The organism is Haloimpatiens myeolchijeotgali (genome assembly GCF_042688525.2).
Lineage (GTDB): Bacteria > Bacillota > Clostridia > Clostridiales > Clostridiaceae > Haloimpatiens.
This window is the reverse complement of the sequence record NZ_JBHWAB010000001.1, coordinates 506,478-528,175: the sequence shown is the minus strand read 5'-3', so window position 1 is coordinate 528,175 and position 21,698 is coordinate 506,478. Positions and strand designations below refer to the sequence as shown.

The 21,698-nt window shown below is 28.3% G+C and carries 15 protein-coding genes; 2 read left to right on the top strand and 13 right to left on the bottom strand.

Annotated features, from left to right (window positions below; genetic code table 11):
• Positions 1-178: 178 nt before the first annotated feature.
• The 3 genes from pepV to ACFIJ5_RS02655 all read right to left on the bottom strand — a co-directional run bounded on the left by pepV (position 179) and on the right by ACFIJ5_RS02655 (position 4,029).
• Complete coding sequence (gene pepV, locus ACFIJ5_RS02665; RefSeq protein WP_379803468.1) at positions 179-1,570, bottom strand: dipeptidase PepV; 1,392 nt, start codon at positions 1,568-1,570, stop codon at positions 179-181.
• The gene (locus ACFIJ5_RS02660; RefSeq protein WP_379803465.1) at positions 1,571-2,005 is read right to left on the bottom strand and encodes a PqqD family protein; all 435 of its coding nucleotides are present in this window, start codon (positions 2,003-2,005) and stop codon (positions 1,571-1,573) included.
• Between the two features lie 89 nt (positions 2,006-2,094).
• On the bottom strand, positions 2,095-4,029 hold the full coding sequence (locus tag ACFIJ5_RS02655; RefSeq protein ID WP_379803462.1) for an OPT family oligopeptide transporter: 1,935 nt from the start codon (positions 4,027-4,029) through the stop codon (positions 2,095-2,097).
• Positions 4,030-4,668: 639 nt separating this feature from the next.
• Here ACFIJ5_RS02655 and ACFIJ5_RS02650 point away from each other — a divergent pair.
• Together ACFIJ5_RS02650 and ACFIJ5_RS02645 are read left to right on the top strand one after the other, a co-directional pair.
• Entirely contained in the window at positions 4,669-5,934 is a 1,266-nt protein-coding gene (locus ACFIJ5_RS02650) for a 2-hydroxyacyl-CoA dehydratase subunit D (protein WP_379803459.1), read from the top strand.
• Between the two features lie 9 nt (positions 5,935-5,943).
• Positions 5,944-7,632: an acyl-CoA dehydratase activase gene (locus ACFIJ5_RS02645; RefSeq protein ID WP_379803456.1), complete on the top strand. Its 1,689-nt coding sequence runs from the start codon at positions 5,944-5,946 to the stop codon at positions 7,630-7,632.
• A gap of 47 nt (positions 7,633-7,679) precedes the next feature.
• Here ACFIJ5_RS02645 and lepB read toward each other — a convergent pair whose 3' ends face one another.
• From lepB to rapZ, 10 genes are all read right to left on the bottom strand, one after another.
• Positions 7,680-8,198, bottom strand: coding sequence for a signal peptidase I (lepB, locus tag ACFIJ5_RS02640; RefSeq protein ID WP_379803453.1), 519 nt, complete (start codon positions 8,196-8,198; stop codon positions 7,680-7,682).
• 10 nt (positions 8,199-8,208) lie between these two features.
• On the bottom strand, positions 8,209-9,588 hold the full coding sequence (gene rlmD, locus ACFIJ5_RS02635; RefSeq protein ID WP_379803451.1) for a 23S rRNA (uracil(1939)-C(5))-methyltransferase RlmD: 1,380 nt from the start codon (positions 9,586-9,588) through the stop codon (positions 8,209-8,211).
• Positions 9,589-9,707: 119 nt separating this feature from the next.
• Positions 9,708-10,073 (bottom strand): DUF1540 domain-containing protein, encoded by a 366-nt coding sequence (locus tag ACFIJ5_RS02630; RefSeq protein WP_379803448.1) that lies wholly within the window; start codon positions 10,071-10,073, stop codon positions 9,708-9,710.
• 423 nt (positions 10,074-10,496) lie between these two features.
• On the bottom strand, positions 10,497-12,254 hold the full coding sequence (gene pyk, locus ACFIJ5_RS02625) for a pyruvate kinase (RefSeq protein WP_379803445.1): 1,758 nt from the start codon (positions 12,252-12,254) through the stop codon (positions 10,497-10,499).
• Positions 12,255-12,305: 51 nt separating this feature from the next.
• Positions 12,306-13,265, bottom strand: coding sequence for a 6-phosphofructokinase (pfkA, locus tag ACFIJ5_RS02620; RefSeq protein WP_379803442.1), 960 nt, complete (start codon positions 13,263-13,265; stop codon positions 12,306-12,308).
• Between the two features lie 354 nt (positions 13,266-13,619).
• On the bottom strand, positions 13,620-17,117 hold the full coding sequence (locus ACFIJ5_RS02615; protein ID WP_379803440.1) for a DNA polymerase III subunit alpha: 3,498 nt from the start codon (positions 17,115-17,117) through the stop codon (positions 13,620-13,622).
• A 19-nt stretch (positions 17,118-17,136) separates the two neighbouring features.
• Positions 17,137-18,435 (bottom strand): DRTGG domain-containing protein, encoded by a 1,299-nt coding sequence (locus tag ACFIJ5_RS02610; protein WP_379803438.1) that lies wholly within the window; start codon positions 18,433-18,435, stop codon positions 17,137-17,139.
• Between the two features lie 9 nt (positions 18,436-18,444).
• Positions 18,445-19,395: a DNA-binding protein WhiA gene (gene whiA, locus ACFIJ5_RS02605; RefSeq protein ID WP_379803434.1), complete on the bottom strand. Its 951-nt coding sequence runs from the start codon at positions 19,393-19,395 to the stop codon at positions 18,445-18,447.
• 1 nt (position 19,396) lies between these two features.
• A complete protein-coding gene (locus ACFIJ5_RS02600; RefSeq protein WP_379803431.1) occupies positions 19,397-20,734 on the bottom strand; it encodes a gluconeogenesis factor YvcK family protein in 1,338 nt (445 codons plus the stop codon).
• The gene (rapZ, locus tag ACFIJ5_RS02595) at positions 20,731-21,615 is read right to left on the bottom strand and encodes an RNase adapter RapZ (protein ID WP_379803428.1); all 885 of its coding nucleotides are present in this window, start codon (positions 21,613-21,615) and stop codon (positions 20,731-20,733) included. The genes ACFIJ5_RS02600 and rapZ overlap by 4 nt, the downstream gene beginning before the upstream one ends.
• Positions 21,616-21,698 lie beyond the last annotated feature (83 nt).

Here is a 21,698-nt window from a genome sequence, read left to right as displayed (position 1 = left end):
ATATCATCTTCATTTAAACAGTCTAAAAATATTTTACTCTTAACCTACTTATTTTTCAACTAATATTCAAATTTATATTATGTATATTCTTTAAATTTTTTTTTAAACAGAAAAACTCTAGCATAAACATTTTATGTCTACACTAGAGCTTTTATTATGTGTTGATACTCTAAAATTATTATTTTGCTAATTCATATATAGCATGGCCATAAATTTTAGCATTTAAGATTAAATCTTCAATTTCTATATATTCATTAGGTTGATGATCTAAATCTGGTTTCCCTGGGAAAATTGGTCCGAATGCTACTATGTTAGGCATTTCCTTAGCATAAGTACCTCCACCAATTGAAAGTAATTTAGCTTCTTCACCTGTTTGTTCTTTGTATACTTTTTGTAAAGATTTTATTAATGGATGTTCTGGTTCAAAATATAATGGTTCTTGATGTACAAAGTTTTCTACTCTTATTCCAGTACCATCAATTTTTGCATTAAATGGATTCATCATATCATCTAATTTTTTAGTTACTGGATATCTTAAGTTTAATGTCATTAGTGCTTTTTCTTCGTTTATATCAACAACACCAATATTAAATGAAAGTTTTCCAGAAGCTTCATCTTCAAGACATACTCCAAAAGATTCTCCATGAGTTTCCATTCCAACATTTTCATTCATAAATCTAATAAAATCAGCGACATCACATTTTCCTAAATTTAATTCTAGTAAAAATGCAAATAATTGCATTATAGCATTTTTACCTAAATGTGGTAAACTACCATGTGCAGACATTCCTACTGATTTCACGTTAACTTTATTGCCTTCTACTTCTACTTTTATATCATATCCTGTCTTTTTAACAAATTCCTCTGCTGCCTTTACTATTTCTTGAGGATTTTTTGCTGTAAGTTCAGCATGACATTTATCTGGAACCATATTCGCAGCATTTCCACCCTTTATAGTATTTATAATAATATTTCCATTTGATTTAGCATTTAAGTCTTTAACTATATTAAATATTGTTATTCCTTTTTCTCCATTTATAATTGGATACTCTGCATCAGGAGTAAATCCTAAAACTGGTGCCTTTTCTTTTTCTAAATAATATTCTATTTCTTTACTTCCAGTTTCTTCATTTGTACCAAAAATTACTCTTACTCTCTTATTTAATTTCAAACCAGCATCTTTGATTGCTTTTAATCCATAAAGTGCTGCCATTATAGGTCCTTTATCATCTAAAGTTCCTCTTGCATACATTTTACCATCGTGAATTTCTGCTCCATATGCAGGATGTTTCCAGCCATCTCCTTCAGGCACAACATCTAAGTGACCCAATACAGCTACATAATCATCGCCTTCACCATATTCAGCATATCCTGCATAGTTATCTATGTTTGCAGTTTTAAAGCCTAATTTTTCACTTATTTTAAGTGCACATTCAAGGGCTTTTGCTGGTCCTTCACCAAAAGGCATGCCTTCTTTCTTTTCCTCTTCAACACTCTTTATTTTTACTACTTCTTGTGTTGAAGCTATTAATTCATCTCTCATTTCATCAATTCTTTTATTAATTTCCATTTACATTTCCCCCCTAATTTCTTGGTTTCCTATTTCAAAGGAAATCCAACCTTTTCTATTTAAATATCTTAAATACATTATAAGCCTATTATAGATTGGATGACAAGAGTCTCCACATTCATCAATTTTTACTTCTTTATACTCTTTAGCTAACTTAGGGTGCTTTAATAGAATTTGTCCGATATCGTATACAGAATTTTTTTCATCAATTGCTTTCCAAACTTGTGTACCTAACTCATCTAATTTAATATCACTAACTGCTGGCTTCTTTACAAGCCATCTCATGAACCTTTCGATTACCTTATCATGATGAAAAATAATATAAACTCTACCATCTCTTATTTCCCATTCTTTATGTTTCTTCTTGGGTTTGTACAATAAAAAATTATCTTCTTTCATTTTATCTCTTTTATCATTCTGTTCATTCTTAAACATATACACCCTCGCTTATAATTTATAATAGGGAAGAGCCAGTTGACTATTGACGTCAAAAAGCTCTTCTTATTTTATTTTTATTAACTTTCCTATTGCGCTACTTCTTCAACTTTAGTTGAAAATTTATACATCCAAATTCCTAATAATAAGAATGTTACCGCTGAAGTCCAATGGTTATTAGCTATTGCTGGAAGAATTTTAGGTCCAATAGCTATATTTAATTTAAGTCCTGCAAGAACAGCTATAACTATACCCATAATAGCATCTCCTGCAACAAGACCTGATGAAAGAAGAATTCCTCTTTCTGTTTGAATTTTTCTTTGGCCTTCATTATTTTTGAATTTTTTATCTACTAATACTCTAATTATTCCACCAAACAATACTGCTGCACTTAAATGTATTGGTAAATATAATCCAAGTGCTACTGGAAGTATTGGAAGTTTAGCAAGTTCACAAAATACTCCAATTGCAACTCCTACAAATACTAATGTCCATGGAAGTTTTGCAGTCATAACTCCTTTTACAACCATTGACATAAGTGTTGCTTGAGGTGCTGGCACAGCCTTTGTTCCCATACCATATATACTATCTAACATAAGTAAAACTCCACCTGCAGCAAATGATGCTATAACTACTCCCGCATACATTCCCCATTCAACTTTTTTAGGAGTACCACCAATTATATATGTAGTTTTTAAACTTTGAGCAGCTCCACCTGCTACTGCTATTCCTATACATACTACTGCACCTGCAGTAATAGCTATAAGCATCCCTCTATTACCAGTATAACCTAGTGCTTTTAATACTGCTGTTACAAATAACAATGTAGCTATTGTCATACCTGAAACTGGGTTATTTGAAACTCCTATAATACCTGCCATTCTAGCTGATACAACTGCAAAGAAAAATGCAAATAATACTACAAGTATTGAACCTACAACTCCTAATTTTAATCCTGGTAAAAACCAGCATAATATAAATGTTAATACTGCTCCACCAAGAACCCAAGACATTGGTGTATCAATATCAGTTCTTTTCATCTCACCATTAGATCCTTTTTCTCCTGTTACTCCTGCCATTGCTGTTTTAAAGGATTTCACAATAGTTGGTAAAGATTTACCAAGACTTATGAATCCACCTGCAGCAACTGCCCCTGCTCCTATATATTTAATATAATTACTCCAAATTGCCCATGCATCCATATTTTTAATTAACTCCGCTGATGGAAATAATGGAGCTGCTAATCCTGCTCCAACATATTTTATTAGTGGTATTAATCCAAACCATGCAACTAAAGCTCCACCAAACATGTAAAGCGCTACTTCAATACCAACTATATATCCAACACCAGCAATTGACGCCATAGCATCAAATCCAAAAATAGTTCCTTGAAGTTGTGGAATAACCCAATCTGGCGTATCTTTCCATAGTTTTAATCCACCTGATAAAAATTTAAAAGCTCCACCGCCAAATAAACCGGCCATAACTGTCTTAAAGCCTGAACCACCTTCCATTCCTGTTACAAGAACTTCAGATGCTGCCATACCTTCTGGGAATATTAACTCTCCATGTTGTTCAACAATAAGATATTTTCTAAATGGAACTACAAATAAAATTCCTAACAAACCACCAAGTGACGTACAAATAACTATTGTTACTAAACTTAATTTAAGACCCCACATTATTATTGCTGGAAGTGTAAATATAATACCTCCTGCTATTGACTCACCCATAGCAGCTATAGATTGTATCATATTAGCTTCTAATATATTATTCCTTTTAAAAACAATTTTTAACAATCCAGCTCCTAAAATTGATGCTGGTATACCTGCTGCTATTGTAAGCCCTACTTGTAATCCCAAATAAACATTAGCTGCAGCAAAAACAACTGCTAATAAGCAACCAAAAAAAATAGACACTACAGTAGTTTCTGGCATTGCCACACTAGTAGGTACAAAAGGAACATATTCTTCACCTTTTATACCACCATAAGCAGTGTGTGAAAGTTTTTTCTTTTGCTCCATATTATTTACCTCCTTACATTATGTTTTACAAAATTTTTAGTAATTACTAAACTTACACTAAACTTAATTTTCTCAAAATTAGCGCTCCTACATAATACCATATCAATAAATAATTATTAACTAGCGAATTTACGCAATAATTGCAATTATTCAATCTTATTACTGTTTATGATGAATTTAAACCTTCTTTTATCGATTTATGTCTGATTTTGAGTCTTTGTATACGTTACCATCTTTTATTTATGAAAATTGATTTTGATTAAATTTAAAATTTCAAAAAAAGAATTTTATGATTAATTATCAAATTTTATATTACGTACAAATACGCATATTTGTTTTACTAGTGCATACATAAATAAAAATATTAAGTCTTTATGTCAATAAATAAATGAATTATTATACTTCATTTATTGCATCAATATTTTAATAAAATTTTATTAAAATAAATAATATTTTTACTTCTATGGGAAATTATTAAAATTTTTTGACATTTAAAAGAAATTCTAGTAAAATAATATATGTATTATGATATTAAATTATATTCACTAAAAAAAGTATTTTATTATAATATTTATACTATTTAAAAAGGGGCTCCCCCCCTTTTTTTGTTGTGGTATTATTTAATAGAGGTGAATTAATATGGATATTATAAAATTATATGGAAACATAGTTAAAAATAGTATGAAAGATTCCAAACATACATTAAATTTAATACGATTTGGTTTATCTCTAGAAGAAAAACGTTCTTATATTTTACCAGATAAACAATTACCAAATTCCTTAAAATACTTAAATCAAATATGTCTAAAATTTATATTAGAACCTTTAAAAAAACAAAATGAATGTGCTTTCGTAAATCTATTTGCACCAACTGAAATTTTGCACTCAATGAATATATATCCTCTCTTTGTAGAAGCATTTTCTTCATTTTTGTCAGGACTTAAATGTGAAGATAAATTTATAGATAATGAAGAAAAAACAGGATTAGGAGAAACTCTTTGTAGTTATCACAAAGCTTTCTTGGGTGCTTTAGAATATAATATACTTCCTAAACCTTTATTTTCTGTAACTTCTTCAATTATATGTGATGCTAATATAAACACCTTTAGACATGCTGCTTATAAATACAATATTCCTCTATATACTTTAGATATACCCTACAAATATTCAAAAGATAGTGAAGTATATGTTGTAGAACAATTAAAAGAAATGATTGATATGATTGAAAATATAACAAATAAAAAATTAAGTCAGACAAATTTAAAACAGGTTATACATAATGAAAATCAAAGTAAAATATATATGAAAAAATATTTTAATGAATTAAGTACTAAATATTTTCCTAATACTTTAACTATGGAAATGTACAAGCTCTTCACTTCACATGTATCTATGGGAAGATGCGATACATTAAATTTTTACAAAAAACTTTACAAAGATATAAAAAATATACCTTCTAATACTAATTCAAATACCAAAAGAATATTGTGGGTTCACTTGCTTCCTTTTTATCATGAATCTTTAAGAAAGTGTTTTAACTTTAGTGATAAATATCAAATTCTAACTTGTGACTTAAACTTTGACTATATGGATGAATTAGATATAAATAATCCTTTAAACTCTTTAGCAAAAAAAATGATTTTAAATCAATACAATGGAAGTTTTCAAAGAAAAATAGATAATATTATAAAAATGTGTGATATTTTAAATGTAGATGGAGTAATTAGTTTTTGTCAATGGGGCTGCAAACAATCTAGTGGAGGTTCTATGCTTTTGAAACGTGCTCTTAAAGAGAGAAATATTCCTGTACTATCAATTGATGGAGATGGTATAGATAGAAGAAATAGTTCTTCTGGACAAATTCAGACAAGACTAGACGCTTTCTTAGAAATACTTAATAATTGAGGTGATTTTATGTTAGGGTATGTATGTAAATATACTCCTGTTGATATAATAGAAAGTTTTGGTGAAAAAGCTTATAGAATAAACCCAGTAGTTTCTAATTTTAATAAAGCTGACAGTTTATTACATACAAATATGTGTGCTTATTCAAAAGCTGTATTAGAAGAATGCTATAATAAAAATATAGATAAGCTAGTTTTAGTTAATTGCTGTGATAGTATTCGTAGATTATATGATGTATTAAAAAAAGATTCTTTTTTTAAATTTATTCATATGATTGATCTTCCAAGAAAATTGAATTTTTATTCTCATAACTTATTTTTAAATGAAATATCAAATTTCATAGATTCGTATGAGAAATTTTCTAACAAAAAATTTAATGCAAATAATTTATCTAAAATATTAGATTCTAAATTAACTAATTGTCATAACAACGTATGTACAAAAAATAATATTATAGTACTTGGTGCTAGGTGTGAAAATTATCTATTAGACATTATAAATAAGACTAACTTTTCAGTTGTTAATTTAACTTGTACTGGAGACAATTTTAATTATAAAAATATTAATATTAATACTAGTAAAAATTTAGTTAAAAACTACTGTAATACTCTACTCAATCAATTTCCATGCATGCGAATGTGTGATACAAATCCTAGATATGATTATATAAAAACTAACAAAAAAAATATTACTGGTATAATATATCACACCATAAAATTTTGTGATTACTATTCCTTTGATTATGTAAAACTTAAGAATTTATTTGATATTCCAATGTTAAAAATTGAAACTGATTATTCTCTACAAAGTCAAGGACAGCTAAAAACAAGAATAGATGCCTTTATGGAATCCTTAAAAAACAGCTTAAATGATTCACCAAATAAATCTCTTAGAAATAGTTCTCTTGAGCCATCTAATAAAATCACAGCTGGCATAGACAGTGGTTCTACTTCTACAAACGTTGTTATACTAGATTCTGATAAAAATATACTTTCTTATTCTATCGTTAAGACCGGAGCTAAAAGTTTGGATGGTGCTGAAAAAGCTTTAAAATTAGCTTTACATAAAGCTAATTTATCTTTGGAACAATTAGATTATGTGATTTCTACTGGTTATGGAAGAATAAGTATACCTTTTGCAAATGAAAAAGTAACAGAAATCACTTGTCATGGAAAAGGTGCTTATTTTTTGAATAATAACATAAGAACTATAATAGATATAGGTGGTCAAGATAGTAAAGTCATTTCTCTTGATGATGCAGGTAACGTAAAAGATTTTGCAATGAATGATAAGTGTGCTGCCGGTACAGGTAGATTTTTAGAAAATATGTGTAGAGTTTTAGAAATATCTATAAATGATATAGGTAAAGAATCTTTAAAATGGAAAAATGATTTAACTATAACAAGTATGTGTACTGTATTTGCTGAATCAGAAGTTGTATCTTTAATAGCACAAAACAAAGACAAAAGCGATATACTTCACGGGCTTTGTAAATCAATCTCTAATAGAACATTATCTCTTGTTAACAGAGTTGATAAAAAACAAGAAATAATGATGACAGGTGGAGTAGCTAAAAATATAGGCGTTGTAAATACCTTGCAAGAATTACTTAATGAAAAAATATATGTACCAAAAGAGCCAGAAATAGTAGGTGCTCTTGGCGCTGCTATTATTGCCTTAGAAAAGCTGCTGCAATAGTATCTATCTTTGCAGCAGCTAATATTTCACATCTATAATTTAAATTTCTATTTTAATTTTCCTATTCTGTTAAATGGGAATATTATAAAACGTGCTTTACCCTTGATTTGTTTTGCATCTATGTATGGATTATACCAATAACGTGCATCTAAAGAATTTGCCCTATTATCTCCTAAAAAGAAAAACTTATCTTTAGGAATTTCAAAATTAACTCCTGTTTTTCCACCATTATTAACTACATATTCTTGTTCAATTTTATTGCCATTAATGTATACTGACCCATCAGAGGTAATTTGAATTTTATCACCAGGCACTCCTATAAGTCTTTTAATTAACATTTCCTTTAGTTCCTTTGAATAAAAAACAACTATATCTCCTCTCTTTAAATTTTCTGTTTTGTATACTTTAGTAACTCCAATTCTATCTCCAGGTTTTATAGTTGGATACATTGATTCAGTAGGAACTGTTATTAAGAAAAATAAAAATCTATTTATTAAAAAAGCAAGAACTAAGGCTGCAGCAAGAGGTGGCAACCATTCTTTTATAATTTTTTTCATCCCCAACATCCTTTCATATTTATTTATTTGAACATACTAAAAGAGCTACATTTTCAACATGTGCTGTGTTTCCAAACATATCTACAGGTTGGATTTCAATAGTCTTGTATCCTAATTCATTTAATATTCCTAAATCTCTAGCAAGAGTACTAGGATCACATGATACATATACTATCTTCTTTGGTAAGCTTCCAGCTATACAATTTAATAACTTCTCATCACAGCCCTTTCTTGGCGGATCAACTACAATTACATCTGCTTTTTTTCCATCTTTAATAAGTTTTGGAATTTCATCCTCTGATTTTCCAACTATAAATTCTGTATTCACTACTCCATTTATTTCTGCGTTTTTTACTGCATTTTTTATTGCCTCAGGAATTATTTCCACACCATATACTTTTTTAGCTTTTTCAGATAAAAATAGTGATATAGTTCCTGTTCCGCAGTATGCATCAAATACTGTTTCTTCTCCTGTAAGCTCTGCATATTCTAAAACCTTATTATATAATATTTCTGTTTGTACAGGATTTACTTGAAAAAATGATAAAGGAGAAATATTAAATTTAAATCTACCTATATAATCTGTTATTGTATCTTTACCCCATAACAATTTACATTGTCTACCTAATATAACATTTGTTTTTTTATCATTTATATTTTGAACTATACTACAAATTCCCTCTATATTATCCTTAAGTAAATTAACCAAATCGCTTTTACATGGAAGTGAGTTTCCATTAGTAACTATAACAACCATTACTTCACCTGTTTTAAAAGCTTTCCTTACCATTATATGTCTAATTATACCACTATGGTGAATCTCATCATATGGCTTAATTTTATTATTTTTTATCCATTTTTTCATTATCAAAATTACATCATCTGCAATTTTATCCTGTATATAACATATTTTCATATCTATTATATTATGACTTCTAGGAGCATAAAACCCTATTACAGTTTCTCCTTTTTCGTTAACTCCAACTGGAAGTTGTACTTTATTTCTATATCTATAAGGCTGCTTCATACCTATAGTAGAATGTACTACTACATCTTTTAGCTTACCCATTCTAGATATACAATCTATAACCCTTTGTTTTTTTATCTCTAATTGAAAGTTATAATCTAAATGTTGAATATTGCATCCCCCACATCTATTATATATATCACATACAGGCTCTATTCTATGAGGAGAACTTTCTATTATTTCTATAACTCTACCATATGCATAATTTTTCTTAACCTTAACTATTTTAACTTTAATTTTTTCTCCTACTATTGCTTGTGGTACAAAGACAGTAAAATTGTCTATTTTTCCCACACCTTCACCTTCACACCCCAACCCATTTATTTCAATAATATATTCTTTATTTTTTTCAACTGGGATACTTCTATTCATATTATCAACCTTTCACATATTATTAATATTCATGATTACAACATTTTTAATTATAAACTAATAATAATAAATCGGCAATAAATCTAAAATCTAATTGCCGATTTAACTTTACATATTAATTAATTTCTTTTTTTGAATGTCTCACATTTAGTTTGTTCTTTGGTAAATGCTGAATCTCCATGAATATATACATTGCTTGCAATACATGTATTATTTACATTGTGAATACAATTTATGGCTTTACATTTTATTTCTGGACTCATTTCAATAGATTCTTTAGTAAATATTTGTTTAAATTCTCCTGTTACATTTATATTAAACATATTAGATAATGCATTTTTTATACCTTTTTCAGCAAAATTATCACAATTAGTACCATCACTGCTTACTGAATTTATTCCCATAATATCAATTTTATTTGCTGTGCATAATCCATTTTCATTATTAACACAATTAGAAGCGCTACAAGCAAGTTTTCCACTCATAATAATACCTCCTTTTTTATTAGTTTTATTCTTATCACCTGTTTTATACTAAAAACTAACAACCAAAGTAAGTATAGTTTTACATTTTTTTAAATTAAACAATATATATTGTTTAATTGTATATTAAATACAAAAATTTTATAATTTTTTGCATAAAAAAAGGCACCACTAGGGTGCATTGATGTAATCAGTCGCCTTTACTTTCTATTATAATATTATATACATAATATTATTTAAATATTCACATACTAAGTTATTATTTTACAACATATTTCAATATATATCAATAGAATTATAGTTAAAATTTATTAATAAATATATTTTTTTAATTCACAACTCATTTTAATACTTAATATAGTTTAAATTTTTATGATTAACATAAAAATAAAGGAATGAATTTTATCATTCCTTTATTTAAATTAGTTATCTTATATTAGCCCTTCCGCTGTATATAACACCTCTTGTTGCGTCCATTGTAATGAATGAACCTGTTTTTACTATTGTAGTAGCATCAGCTGCTGCACTTATAACAGGTATATCTCTTGTTAAACATTCAATAGACATATGAGATGTTAATCCACCTTCTTCAGCAATAACACCTACAACTCTATCTAAAACATCAATATATTCTTTATCTAATGTCTTTACTACTAATATTTCTCCCTCTTGAACTAATTTATTTGCTTCTTCAGGAGAATTAATAACATGTGCTATTCCATATGCTGGTTTGTTTCCAGCTCCTTTTCCTTGAACTAAAATATCTCCTACAATATGAACCTTTAACATATTTGTTGTTCCTGAATATTGAGCTGGTATTCCTGCTGCTATTACAACAAGATCTCCCTTATTTATATATTCATATTTTAAAGCTTCATTTACAGATTCATTAATTAACTCATCAGTTGTTTTAAATGTTGATGTAACGATAGGAAATACTCCCCAATTTAAAGCTAATCTTCTTGCTACCTTTTCACTTGGTGTAGCTGCAATAATTGGACACTCTGGTCTATATTTTGAAACTCTTCTTGCTGTATTACCACTTTGAGTTGCAGTAATTATAGCTGCTGCTTTTAGTTGACTAGCTGTAGTGCATGTTGAAAGACTTATTGCATTAGCTACATTTGGAATATGAGCTTCCATTTTCTTTTTAAGAATTCTCTTATAATTTATAGATTCTTCTATTCTTTTAGCGATTTTTGCCATAGTAGTAACAGCTTCTTCTGCCCATTTTCCTTTTGCTGTTTCTCCACTTAGCATTATAGCATCAGTACCATCTAAGATAGCATTAGCAACATCTGAAGCTTCTGCTCTTGTTGGTCTTGGATTTCTTATCATTGAATCTAACATTTGAGTAGCAGTTATAACTGGTTTACCAATTTTATTACATTTTTCTATAATCATTTTTTGAACAACTGGAACTTCTTCAGTTGGTATTTCAACTCCAAGATCTCCTCTTGCTACCATTATACCATCTGAGAATTTTATAATATCATCGATATTATTTACACCTTCCTGGCTTTCTATTTTAGAGAATATTTTTATATCATTTCCACCATTTTGGGCTAATAATTTTCTTATCTCTAAAACATCTGAAGCTTTTCTAATAAAAGATGCTGCAATCATATCTATATCTTGTTCTATACCAAATAATAAATCTGCTTTATCTTTTTCTGTTAATGCAGGTAAATTAATTGATACTCCTGGAACATTAATACCTTTATGGTTACCTATTTCACCACTATTTTTAACAACACATTCTATTTTGTTACCATTTATGTTTTCAACTTGTAGTCCTACTAAACCATCATCTATTAAAATAGTATCTCCAATTTTTACATCTTTACATAAATCATCATATGTTACAGAACAAATTGTTTTATCTCCAATTACTTCTTCACCAGAAACTATAGTAAATTTTTGACCTTCTTCTAATTCAACTGCTCCATCTTTAAAATTACCTGTTCTTATTTCTGGTCCTTTTGTATCAAGAACTATGGCTATTGGTTTATTATACTGTTTTCTTAATTCTTTAACCAAATCCATTCTCATTTTGTGTTCTGCATGGTCTCCATGAGAGAAATTATGTCTTGAAGCATTTAAACCTGCTTCTATTAACTTACTTAACATTTCTCTACTATCACTTGCTGGACCTATAGTACATACAATTTTTGTTTTTCTCATAAACTATTCTCCTCTTATCTAAAATTTATTATATTAGATTATTTTATGTTATTAATAAGATAAGGCTCTTGCTATATCATAAAGTCCCTCATCAAAAGTTCTTTCCATAGATAGTGCTTCATTGATATCTTGATCCATGATTTTACCATCTTTTGTTCCTACTACTCTAGCAGTCTTTCCATCTAGAAGCACTTCTACTGCTCTTGCTCCTAATCTTGCTGCTAAAACTCTATCAAATGCTGAAGGACTTCCACCTCTTTGTATATGTCCTAGAATTGTTGCTCTTGCTTCAATACCTGTAACTTCTTCTATTTTCTTAGCAAGACTTTCTGCTCCTCCAACACCTTCTGCTAGCATGATTAAATTATGCATTTTTCCTCTTAATTTACCTTCTAGTATTGTTTTACATAATTCATCTATATCATATCCTTTTTCAGGAACTATTATACTTTCTGCTCCACCTGCTATCCCAGCATAAAGTGCAATGTCTCCACAGTTTCTACCCATAACTTCTACTACACTAACTCTTTCATGTGAAGTTGAAGTATCTCTTAATTTATTTATTGCATCTAATACTGTATTTAATGCTGTATCAAAGCCTAATGTATAATCAGTATAAGATAAATCATTATCTATTGTTCCTGGTATACCTACAGCAGCTACTCCTAATTCTGATAATAGTCTAGCTCCTGTAAAAGAACCGTCTCCACCTATAACAACAAGTCCATCAATTCCAAAAACTTTTAATACATTAGCAGCTTTTTTTCTTCCTTCAACTGTTTTAAACTCTTCACATCTAGCTGTTCTAAGGATTGTTCCTCCTCTGTGAATTATATCAGACACACTATGTCTGTTCATTTCAAATATTTCTCCGTTCATTAATCCACTATATCCTCTTTGAATACCCATTACTCTTAGACCTTTGTCTAATGCTGTTCTTACAACAGATCTTATTGCAGCATTCATTCCAGGTGAATCTCCACCACTTGTTAGTACTCCTATAGTTTTCATACGCTACCTCCTATGACCACTGGGACTATTTATGTCCCACTTTTATTAGAATTACACAAATCTTACTGACAATATCCTACACATTTTTTATTATATCACTTCAATAAATATTTTTCACTATTAATATATAATTATTCATGTTTTTTACCTTGTTTTTATTTATTATTTTAATAAATAATTTTTAAACCTTCAACCTTTGTTTTTAACCAATAAATTAAGTATATATAAGCCTTAAACCTTTTCTTTAATAATAAAAGCATATATTGCTAAAAAACACTTTTAATAACTTAAAATTAAAGCTATAAAAACACCTTTTAATCAATATATACTTTTTAAATTTACTATATACCTATATTATTGTTTTTTTACATTTAGTTCTCCAAATGTATTTATTAAAAACTCCATAACTTGTAAATCCTCATTTACCCATAAGTCTCTATCTACTCTATATTTTTTTCTATCTTTTTTAGTACACATATAAATAGGGATATTTCCCTTATATTCATTTAAAAATGATCTTATTTTCTTTAGAGCATGATTGATACTTTTCTTTTCTTCCACTAAAATATAAATTTTGTCACTATTTATCTTAATTAAAGGTTCAATACTATCACATAAAATCTTAGGTTGTTCTTCTTCTTTTATACTAACTCTTCCACTTAATATAACTAATTCATCCTCATTAATGAACTTATTATATTTTTCTAATATCTTTGGAAAAATAATAGTTTCTATGCTTCCATATAAATCTTCTAATTTAATAAAAGCCATTATTGTATTATTTTTTGTAATTTTTCTTTTTACCTCTGATATTATTCCTCCTATTATAACTCTATCTCCATCCTTAACTTTTAAATTTTTTTCATTTGAAACCATATTATCTTCTAATGACTCCTCTGAAACTATATCAGATATTTTAGTATCTACTAGTGCTTTTAGCGATTGCTTATATTCATCTAAAGGATGTCCAGAAATATATAAACCTGTCATTTCTTTTTCCATAGCTAAAATATATTTTTTATCAAACTCTTTTATATTTGGATACTTTATATCAAAACTTGTAACCTTTGTTTTAACAGTATCAAACATACTAATTTGACCTTGTATATTTCTTTTTCTTTCATTGTTTACTCCATCTAATACTTTTTCAAATACACCTAATAATTTTGAACGATATATATTAAAACAATCAAAAGCTCCACATTTTATAAGACTCTCTACTGATCTTTTATTTACACAACTTAAATCAATTTTATTACAGAAATCTATAAAATCCTTAAATTCACCTTTTTGCTCTCTAGATTTAACTATACTTTTTACAACATTAACGCCTACATTTTTTATTGCTGCCATGCCAAATCTAATTTTTCCATCTCCTACTGTAAACTCTGAAAAACTTTCATTTATATCTGGAGGAAGTACATCAATTCCATTGTCTCTTGCAAATCTTATATAATATGCTACTTTTTCACTATTTCCTTTAACACTATTCAACATTGCAGCTATAAATTCTGTAGGATAATAGCACATTAAGTATGCTGTTTCATATGCCACTACAGCATAAGCTGCAGCATGTGATTTATTAAAAGCATAAGAAGCAAAATCCATCATAGAATCAAATATTTTATTAGCTGCTTCTTCATTTATACCATTTTTTAAACAACCTGGTACTTCAATAGTTCCATCTTGTTTTTCAATTCCATATATAAAATTCTTTCTTTCTTGCATCATAACATCATGCTTTTTCTTAGACATTGCACGTCTCACAAGGTCACTACGCCCCATTGAATATCCTGCTAAATCTCTTACAATCTGCATAACCTGTTCTTGATATATAATACATCCATATGTAACATTTAATATATGTTCAAGTTCTGGAGTAATATATTTTATATCTTCAGGATTTCTTTTATTTTTTAAATAATTAGGTATTTCTGACATTGGACCTGGTCTATATAAACTAATCCCTGCTATGATATCTTCTAAGGAATCAGGTTTTAACTCTTTCATAAAACTTGTCATACCTAAAGACTCAAGTTGAAATACTCCTGTAGTCTTTCCAGAACCAATCATTTTATAAACATTTTTATCTTCAAAACCTATATTATCTAAATCAATAGTAATATTTTTTGTTGTCTTTATTATATCTAAAGCATCACGCATAACAGTAAGTGTTCTAAGTCCTAAAAAATCCATCTTTAACAATCCAAGTTCTTCAAGTGTTCCCATAGTAAACTGAGCAACTATATTTTCTTCATTTTTTTGAAGTGGAACATAATTAACAAGAGGTTCGGATGCTATAACAACTCCTGCAGCATGAGTAGATGTATGTCTTGGAAGCCCTTCTAAGCTTCGTGCTATATCTATAAGCTCTGTAACTCTTTCATCATCATCATATACCTTTTTTAATTCAGGATTTAATTGAAGTGCTTTATCTATGGTTATACCTAAAACTGAAGGAATCATCTTTGCTATTCTATCAACCTCTGCATAAGAATAATTCATAGCTCTTCCTACATCTCTTATACAAGCTCTAGCAGCCATAGTTCCAAAAGTAATAATTTGAGATACATTATTTTCTCCATACTTATCTACTACATAATCTATTACTTCTTGTCTTCTCTCATAACAAAAATCACTATCTATATCTGGCATAGATACACGTTCTGGATTTAAAAATCTTTCAAAAATAAGTCCATATTTTATTGGATCAATTTTTGTAATACCCAATGTGTATGCTACAATAGATCCTGCTGCTGACCCTCTTCCTGGTCCAGTCATTATAGTATTTTCTCTTGCAAATCTAATAAAATCCCATACTATCAAAAAATAATCTACATATCCCATCTGTTTTATGATACCAAGTTCATAATCAAGTCTTTTTGTAAGTTTATCATCAATCACTTCATATCTTTCTTTTAAACCTTCATAACATAATCTTCTCAAATATGTATAATGGTCTAATTCATATGGTAGTGGAAAATTAGGTAATTTAGATACATGAAATTCATAATCAAAATTACACTGTTGAGCAATTTTGACAGTATTATGTAAGGCATCTTTTACATATGAAAATTGTTCATACATTTCTGTAGGAGATTTTAAATAAAATTGATCTGAAGGATATCTCATTCTATTTTCATCTTCAATTGTTTTACCTGTTTGTATACATAGTAAAACATCATGAGATCTATAATCATCTTTTGTAATATAATGAACATCATTAGTTGCTATAAGAGGAATATTCAACTCTTTTGACAACTGAATTAATTTATCATTTACTTTAAGTTGTTCTTCCATTCCGTGATACTGAAGTTCTAAATAGAATCCTTCTTTAAATATATCCTTGTATAATAATGCTGTTTTTTTTGCTTTTTCAATATCACTTTTTAATAAATGTGATTGGACCTCTCCTCCAAGACAAGCACTAGTTGCTATTAATCCCTCACTATGCATTCTTAAATATTCATGATCTACCCTTGGCTTATAATAAAAACCATCTATAGATGCTTTAGAAACAATTTGCATAAGGTTTTTATACCCAATATCATTTTTTACAAGCAATACTAGATGGTATGTATCATTTTCCTTATTGTTTTCTTTTGTATACATTGATTTTTCAGCTACGTATATTTCACATCCAATTATAGGTTTTATTCCTTGTTTCTTAGCTTCTTTATAAAACTCAACACATCCATACATAGTTCCATGATCAGTTATAGCTAAACTTTTCATTCCCAATTCTTTAGCTTTTGAAATAAGCTTATCTACTTTACCTGAACCATCTAGTAAACTATATTCGGTATGAACATGTAAATGAACAAAATCTATATTATTTTCAATTTGTTTCAAAACCCTCACCACACTTTTACTACATTAACATTTTAGCTGATAGTATAGACTTTGCCATTAGTTCCTTATTTTTATCATACATTGACACTTCTATCTTACAAAAATTTCTTCCTATACCAATTACCGTACTATATATATCAATAGTTCTATTCATTTGAACTGGTTTAATAAAATAAGTAACTATATTATCAACTGATATATTAACGTTATTTTCATATTTTATGGTTAAAACTCCTATAGTAGAAAGAAGCATATTTAATGCTCCACTAGAAGCTGTACCAAATTCATCTAACATTTCAGGCACTATTTCTCCACAACAATGTAATTTACCATCTAATTTTTCCAAATCAAAATTTTCTAAAATTAAATCTTCAAAAGTCTCTTTTACACGAGATTGCCTAGATGCATATTGAAGAGCTTTTATAACGTCTTGTCTTGTTATAACTCCAACTATTTTTTTCTTTTCAACTACAGGACACATTTTTATATTTTCCCATACCATTATATGTGCAGCATAAGCAACAGTAGTTTTAGGTAATACCACTATTGGATTTTTAGTCATTATTGTGCCAATTTCTTGTTCTTCATTAACTCTATCTTTTAAGTCTCTTAAAGTTACTATACCAATAACTTTATCATTATCATCTGTTATTGGATATCTCTCATATTTATAAATTTTTACTAATTGTTTAAATCTCTTTATCTTATCAGTAATCTTTAAACAATGTGCCTTCGTCATTATATCTTCAACTAGAATAATTTCCTTTTTTATTATGTTTTCTGAAATGGCTTTATTTATTATACTTGCAATAGTAAAAGTATCATATGTAGATGAAATTATAGGGAGCTGTTTTTCATCTGCTAATTGTTTTATTTCGTCACTACAATCAAATCCGCCTACAATTAATACTCCACAATTATTTATAAGAGCAAACCTTTGAAGTTCTTCCCTATTACCAACTATTACAAGAGATTCCTTTTCAATAAATTTTGATGCAGCTTCTTCAGTCATTGCGGCAATAAAAAACTTACTTAAAGTCTTATATATCCCATTTTTACCACCTAAAATATTTCCTTCTACAATATTTACAATATCACCATAATTTAAAGTTTCGGTATTTTTTCTCTCTACCTTTTCAACTCTAACTGTACCTACTCTAGGTATTGTAGTAACTATTCCTAAATTATCACACTCTTTAATTGCTCTATACGCAGTCCCTTCACTTACATTTAAATCATTAGCTATACCTCTTACTGAAATTCTTGAACCTACCTTCAGCGAACGTATATATTCTACTATCTTTTCATACTTAGACATAACAAAGTACTACCTACCTTCTTTTCTTAATTCATCTGCAATTTTTTCTATTTTTCTCAATCTATGATTAACACCTGATTTACCCACTTTAGGATTAAGCATTTGTCCTAACTCTTTTAGAGATTCATCTGGATATTTCAATCTAAGTTCTGCTATTTCTCTTAAGTTTTTAGGCAATCTTTGTAAACCTATTTCTTTTTCAATAAGTCTAATACTTTTAACTTGCCTTACTGCTGCATTTACTGTTTTACTTAAATTAGCCGTTTCACAATTCACAAGTCTATTTACATTATTTCTCATTTCTTTCATAATCCTTATGTTTTCTAAATAAAATAAAGAATTATATGCACCAATAATATTTAACAAATCAGATATCTGTTCTCCCTCTTTTATATATATAACATAACTACTTTTTCTTTGAATGACTTTTGAATTTAATCCATAAGTATTAATTAACTCACTTAATTGTTGTGCATATTCTTCATGATGCGTTACAAATTCTAAATGGTAAGTTTTTTCAGGATTGCTTATACTACCTCCACCTAAAAAAGATCCTCTTATGTATGCTTTTTTACACTTATCACAATCTACTAATTCTTGTGGAATAGTATAATCTAAAGAAAAAAGTTCCTCTTTTTTTATTATTCTAACCTCTTTCAATAATTTTTTAACTCCCATTTCTTCATTTATTAAAATTACATATACATTATTCTTTTTTAATGAATTATTCTTTTTTACCATAATTTTTGCATGAATCTTGAAATGGATTTTTAATAATTTGAATACCAATCTAGCAATAGCTGGATTTTCTGTACTTATTTTAAAGCTTAACTGTTTATTAGAAGCTAACGATATTGTACCACTAACCTTCATAATTCCAGATAACAAAGCCATTGTTTCTTCTTTACTAATATCGATATATCTACATACTTCACTTTTAACTTTGGATGAAAAGGACATTTTATTTCATTCTCCTTCTGTTTTCTTTTAATCTTTCTGATAAATAAAAATATTCTAGTATCTTCTTTCTATCATATAACAATTGTTTTTCCATAATAGTCTCAATTAAAATAGCTGACAATTTTTCTGTATCATGTCTTATAAGTCCATTTTTAATTTTTATAAAATCACCTTTTACAATACTAATACCCATATCAGTAATCTTATCTTCATCTATTTGTACTTTATGTGATGTCTTATCTAAATATTTATCCATAAACTGTTGGTTAACTTTTCCATCATCAACTACTGTATAATCAACAATTTTATCACCGGCATGCTTATATAAAGATTTTATATGATCTGACACAGTAAAATCATCTGTTTCTCCTGGTTGAGTCATTATATTAGAAACATATATTCTAACAGCTTTTGTCTTTTTTACTGCGCTGGCAATATCTTTTACTAGTAAATTAGGCATTATACTAGTATACAAACTTCCTGGTCCTAAAATAACAGCATCTGCATCATTTATTGCAACTACAGCCTCTTTAAGCGCTTTTGCATCTTCTGGCTCAATAAATAATCTATCTATTGCACTATTATCTTTTATTGCTTCATCCGCTATATTAGATTCTCCTTCAGCTATTTTTCCATTTTTTAATCTTGCTTTAAGTATCATATCATCTAAGGTAACAGGAACAACCTTACCCGTTACTGCCAAAACTGAGCTCATTTTTTGTACTGCATCTTCAAAATTATCAGAAATTCCATTCATTGCTGCTAAAAACAAATTTCCAAAACTTTGATTTTTTAATCTTCCATCTTTAAATCTATATTGTAAAAGCTCTTCCATAAGTGGTTCTGTATCTGCTAAAGCTAAAATACAGTTTCTTATATCTCCTGGTGGAAGTATACCTAAATCCTCTCTTAAAACACCTGAACCTCCACCATCATCACCAACAGTAACTATAGCAGTAATATTTGAAGTATAGTATTTAAGTCCTCTCAACATCGTAGAAAGACCTGTTCCTCCTCCTATTACTACAATTTTAGGACCTTTAACCAAAAGTCTCCTTTCATAGATTAAATTTCCTAACTTCCTTGAGTCAAATGAAACTTTTAGATAACCTTGATTTATAAGTGCAATTATAGACTTCATACCTTGATTTATTGAAATATATACTGCAAAAATCCCAACAATAATTGAAAATGTAAAAAAACTCAAATAATATGGATTGTAATATCGTTTATTAAGAAATTCAATTATACCAAAAACTATGAAAAGTATTCCCATAATACCAAATAGTATCCATCGCTTGACTTTTATGCCAGGCCTTAACCATTTAATAAACCTCATAGTTTTATACCACCTTTATGCACATCTTCATTTATATCTCTGTGATCTATTGTTACATTATTTCCATTCTTTTTTAATTTTTCATATATACAATTTGCTATTGTAACTGATCTATGCCTTCCTCCTGTACATCCAATGGAAATTATTAGTTGCCTTTTTCCTTCTTTTATATAATTTGGTATCAAGAATGTCAACATATCCTCTAATTTTTCTAAAAATTGTTTGCTTTCGTCATAATTTAAAACATACTCTCTTACATTACTATCATTCCCAGAATACTCTTTTAATTCAGGAATATAATAAGGATTTGGTAAAAATCTTACATCAAAAACCAAATCAGAGTCTACAGGTATTCCATATTTAAAACCAAATGATAATACTGTTATCATAAGTTTAGTTTCTATCTGATCTTTTTCGCCGTATATCATTGTTATTCTACGCCTTAACTGTCTGGTTGAAAGACTAGTTGTATCTATAATATGATCCGCTTTTTGTCTTACTTCCATTAATTTTCGTTGTTCGCTTTTTATACCATTTAATATTCTACCTTCTGGTGCTAAAGGATGTTTTCTTCTTGACTCTTTATATCTTTTTATCAAAACTTCCTCAGATGCTTCTAAAAATAAAATCTCATATTTATAACCTTGACTCTTTAAATATTTTAAACTCTTAAATAGATCGTTAAAAAATTTTCCACCTCTTATATCAATTACTAAAGCTATTTTATTTATTTTGCCTTCTGTTTGATAACAAGCTTCTGCGAACTTAGGAATTAATGTAGTTGGTAAATTATCAACACAAAAATATCCCAAATCTTCTAAACTTCTAATTGCTTGAGTTCTTCCTGCTCCAGATAAGCCTGTAACTATAACAAATCTCATCAAAAACACCCCGCTATTACTAATACAGTTTTATTTTATTATTATAACACAATAGTAATATGTTGAAAAATAACATATTATTA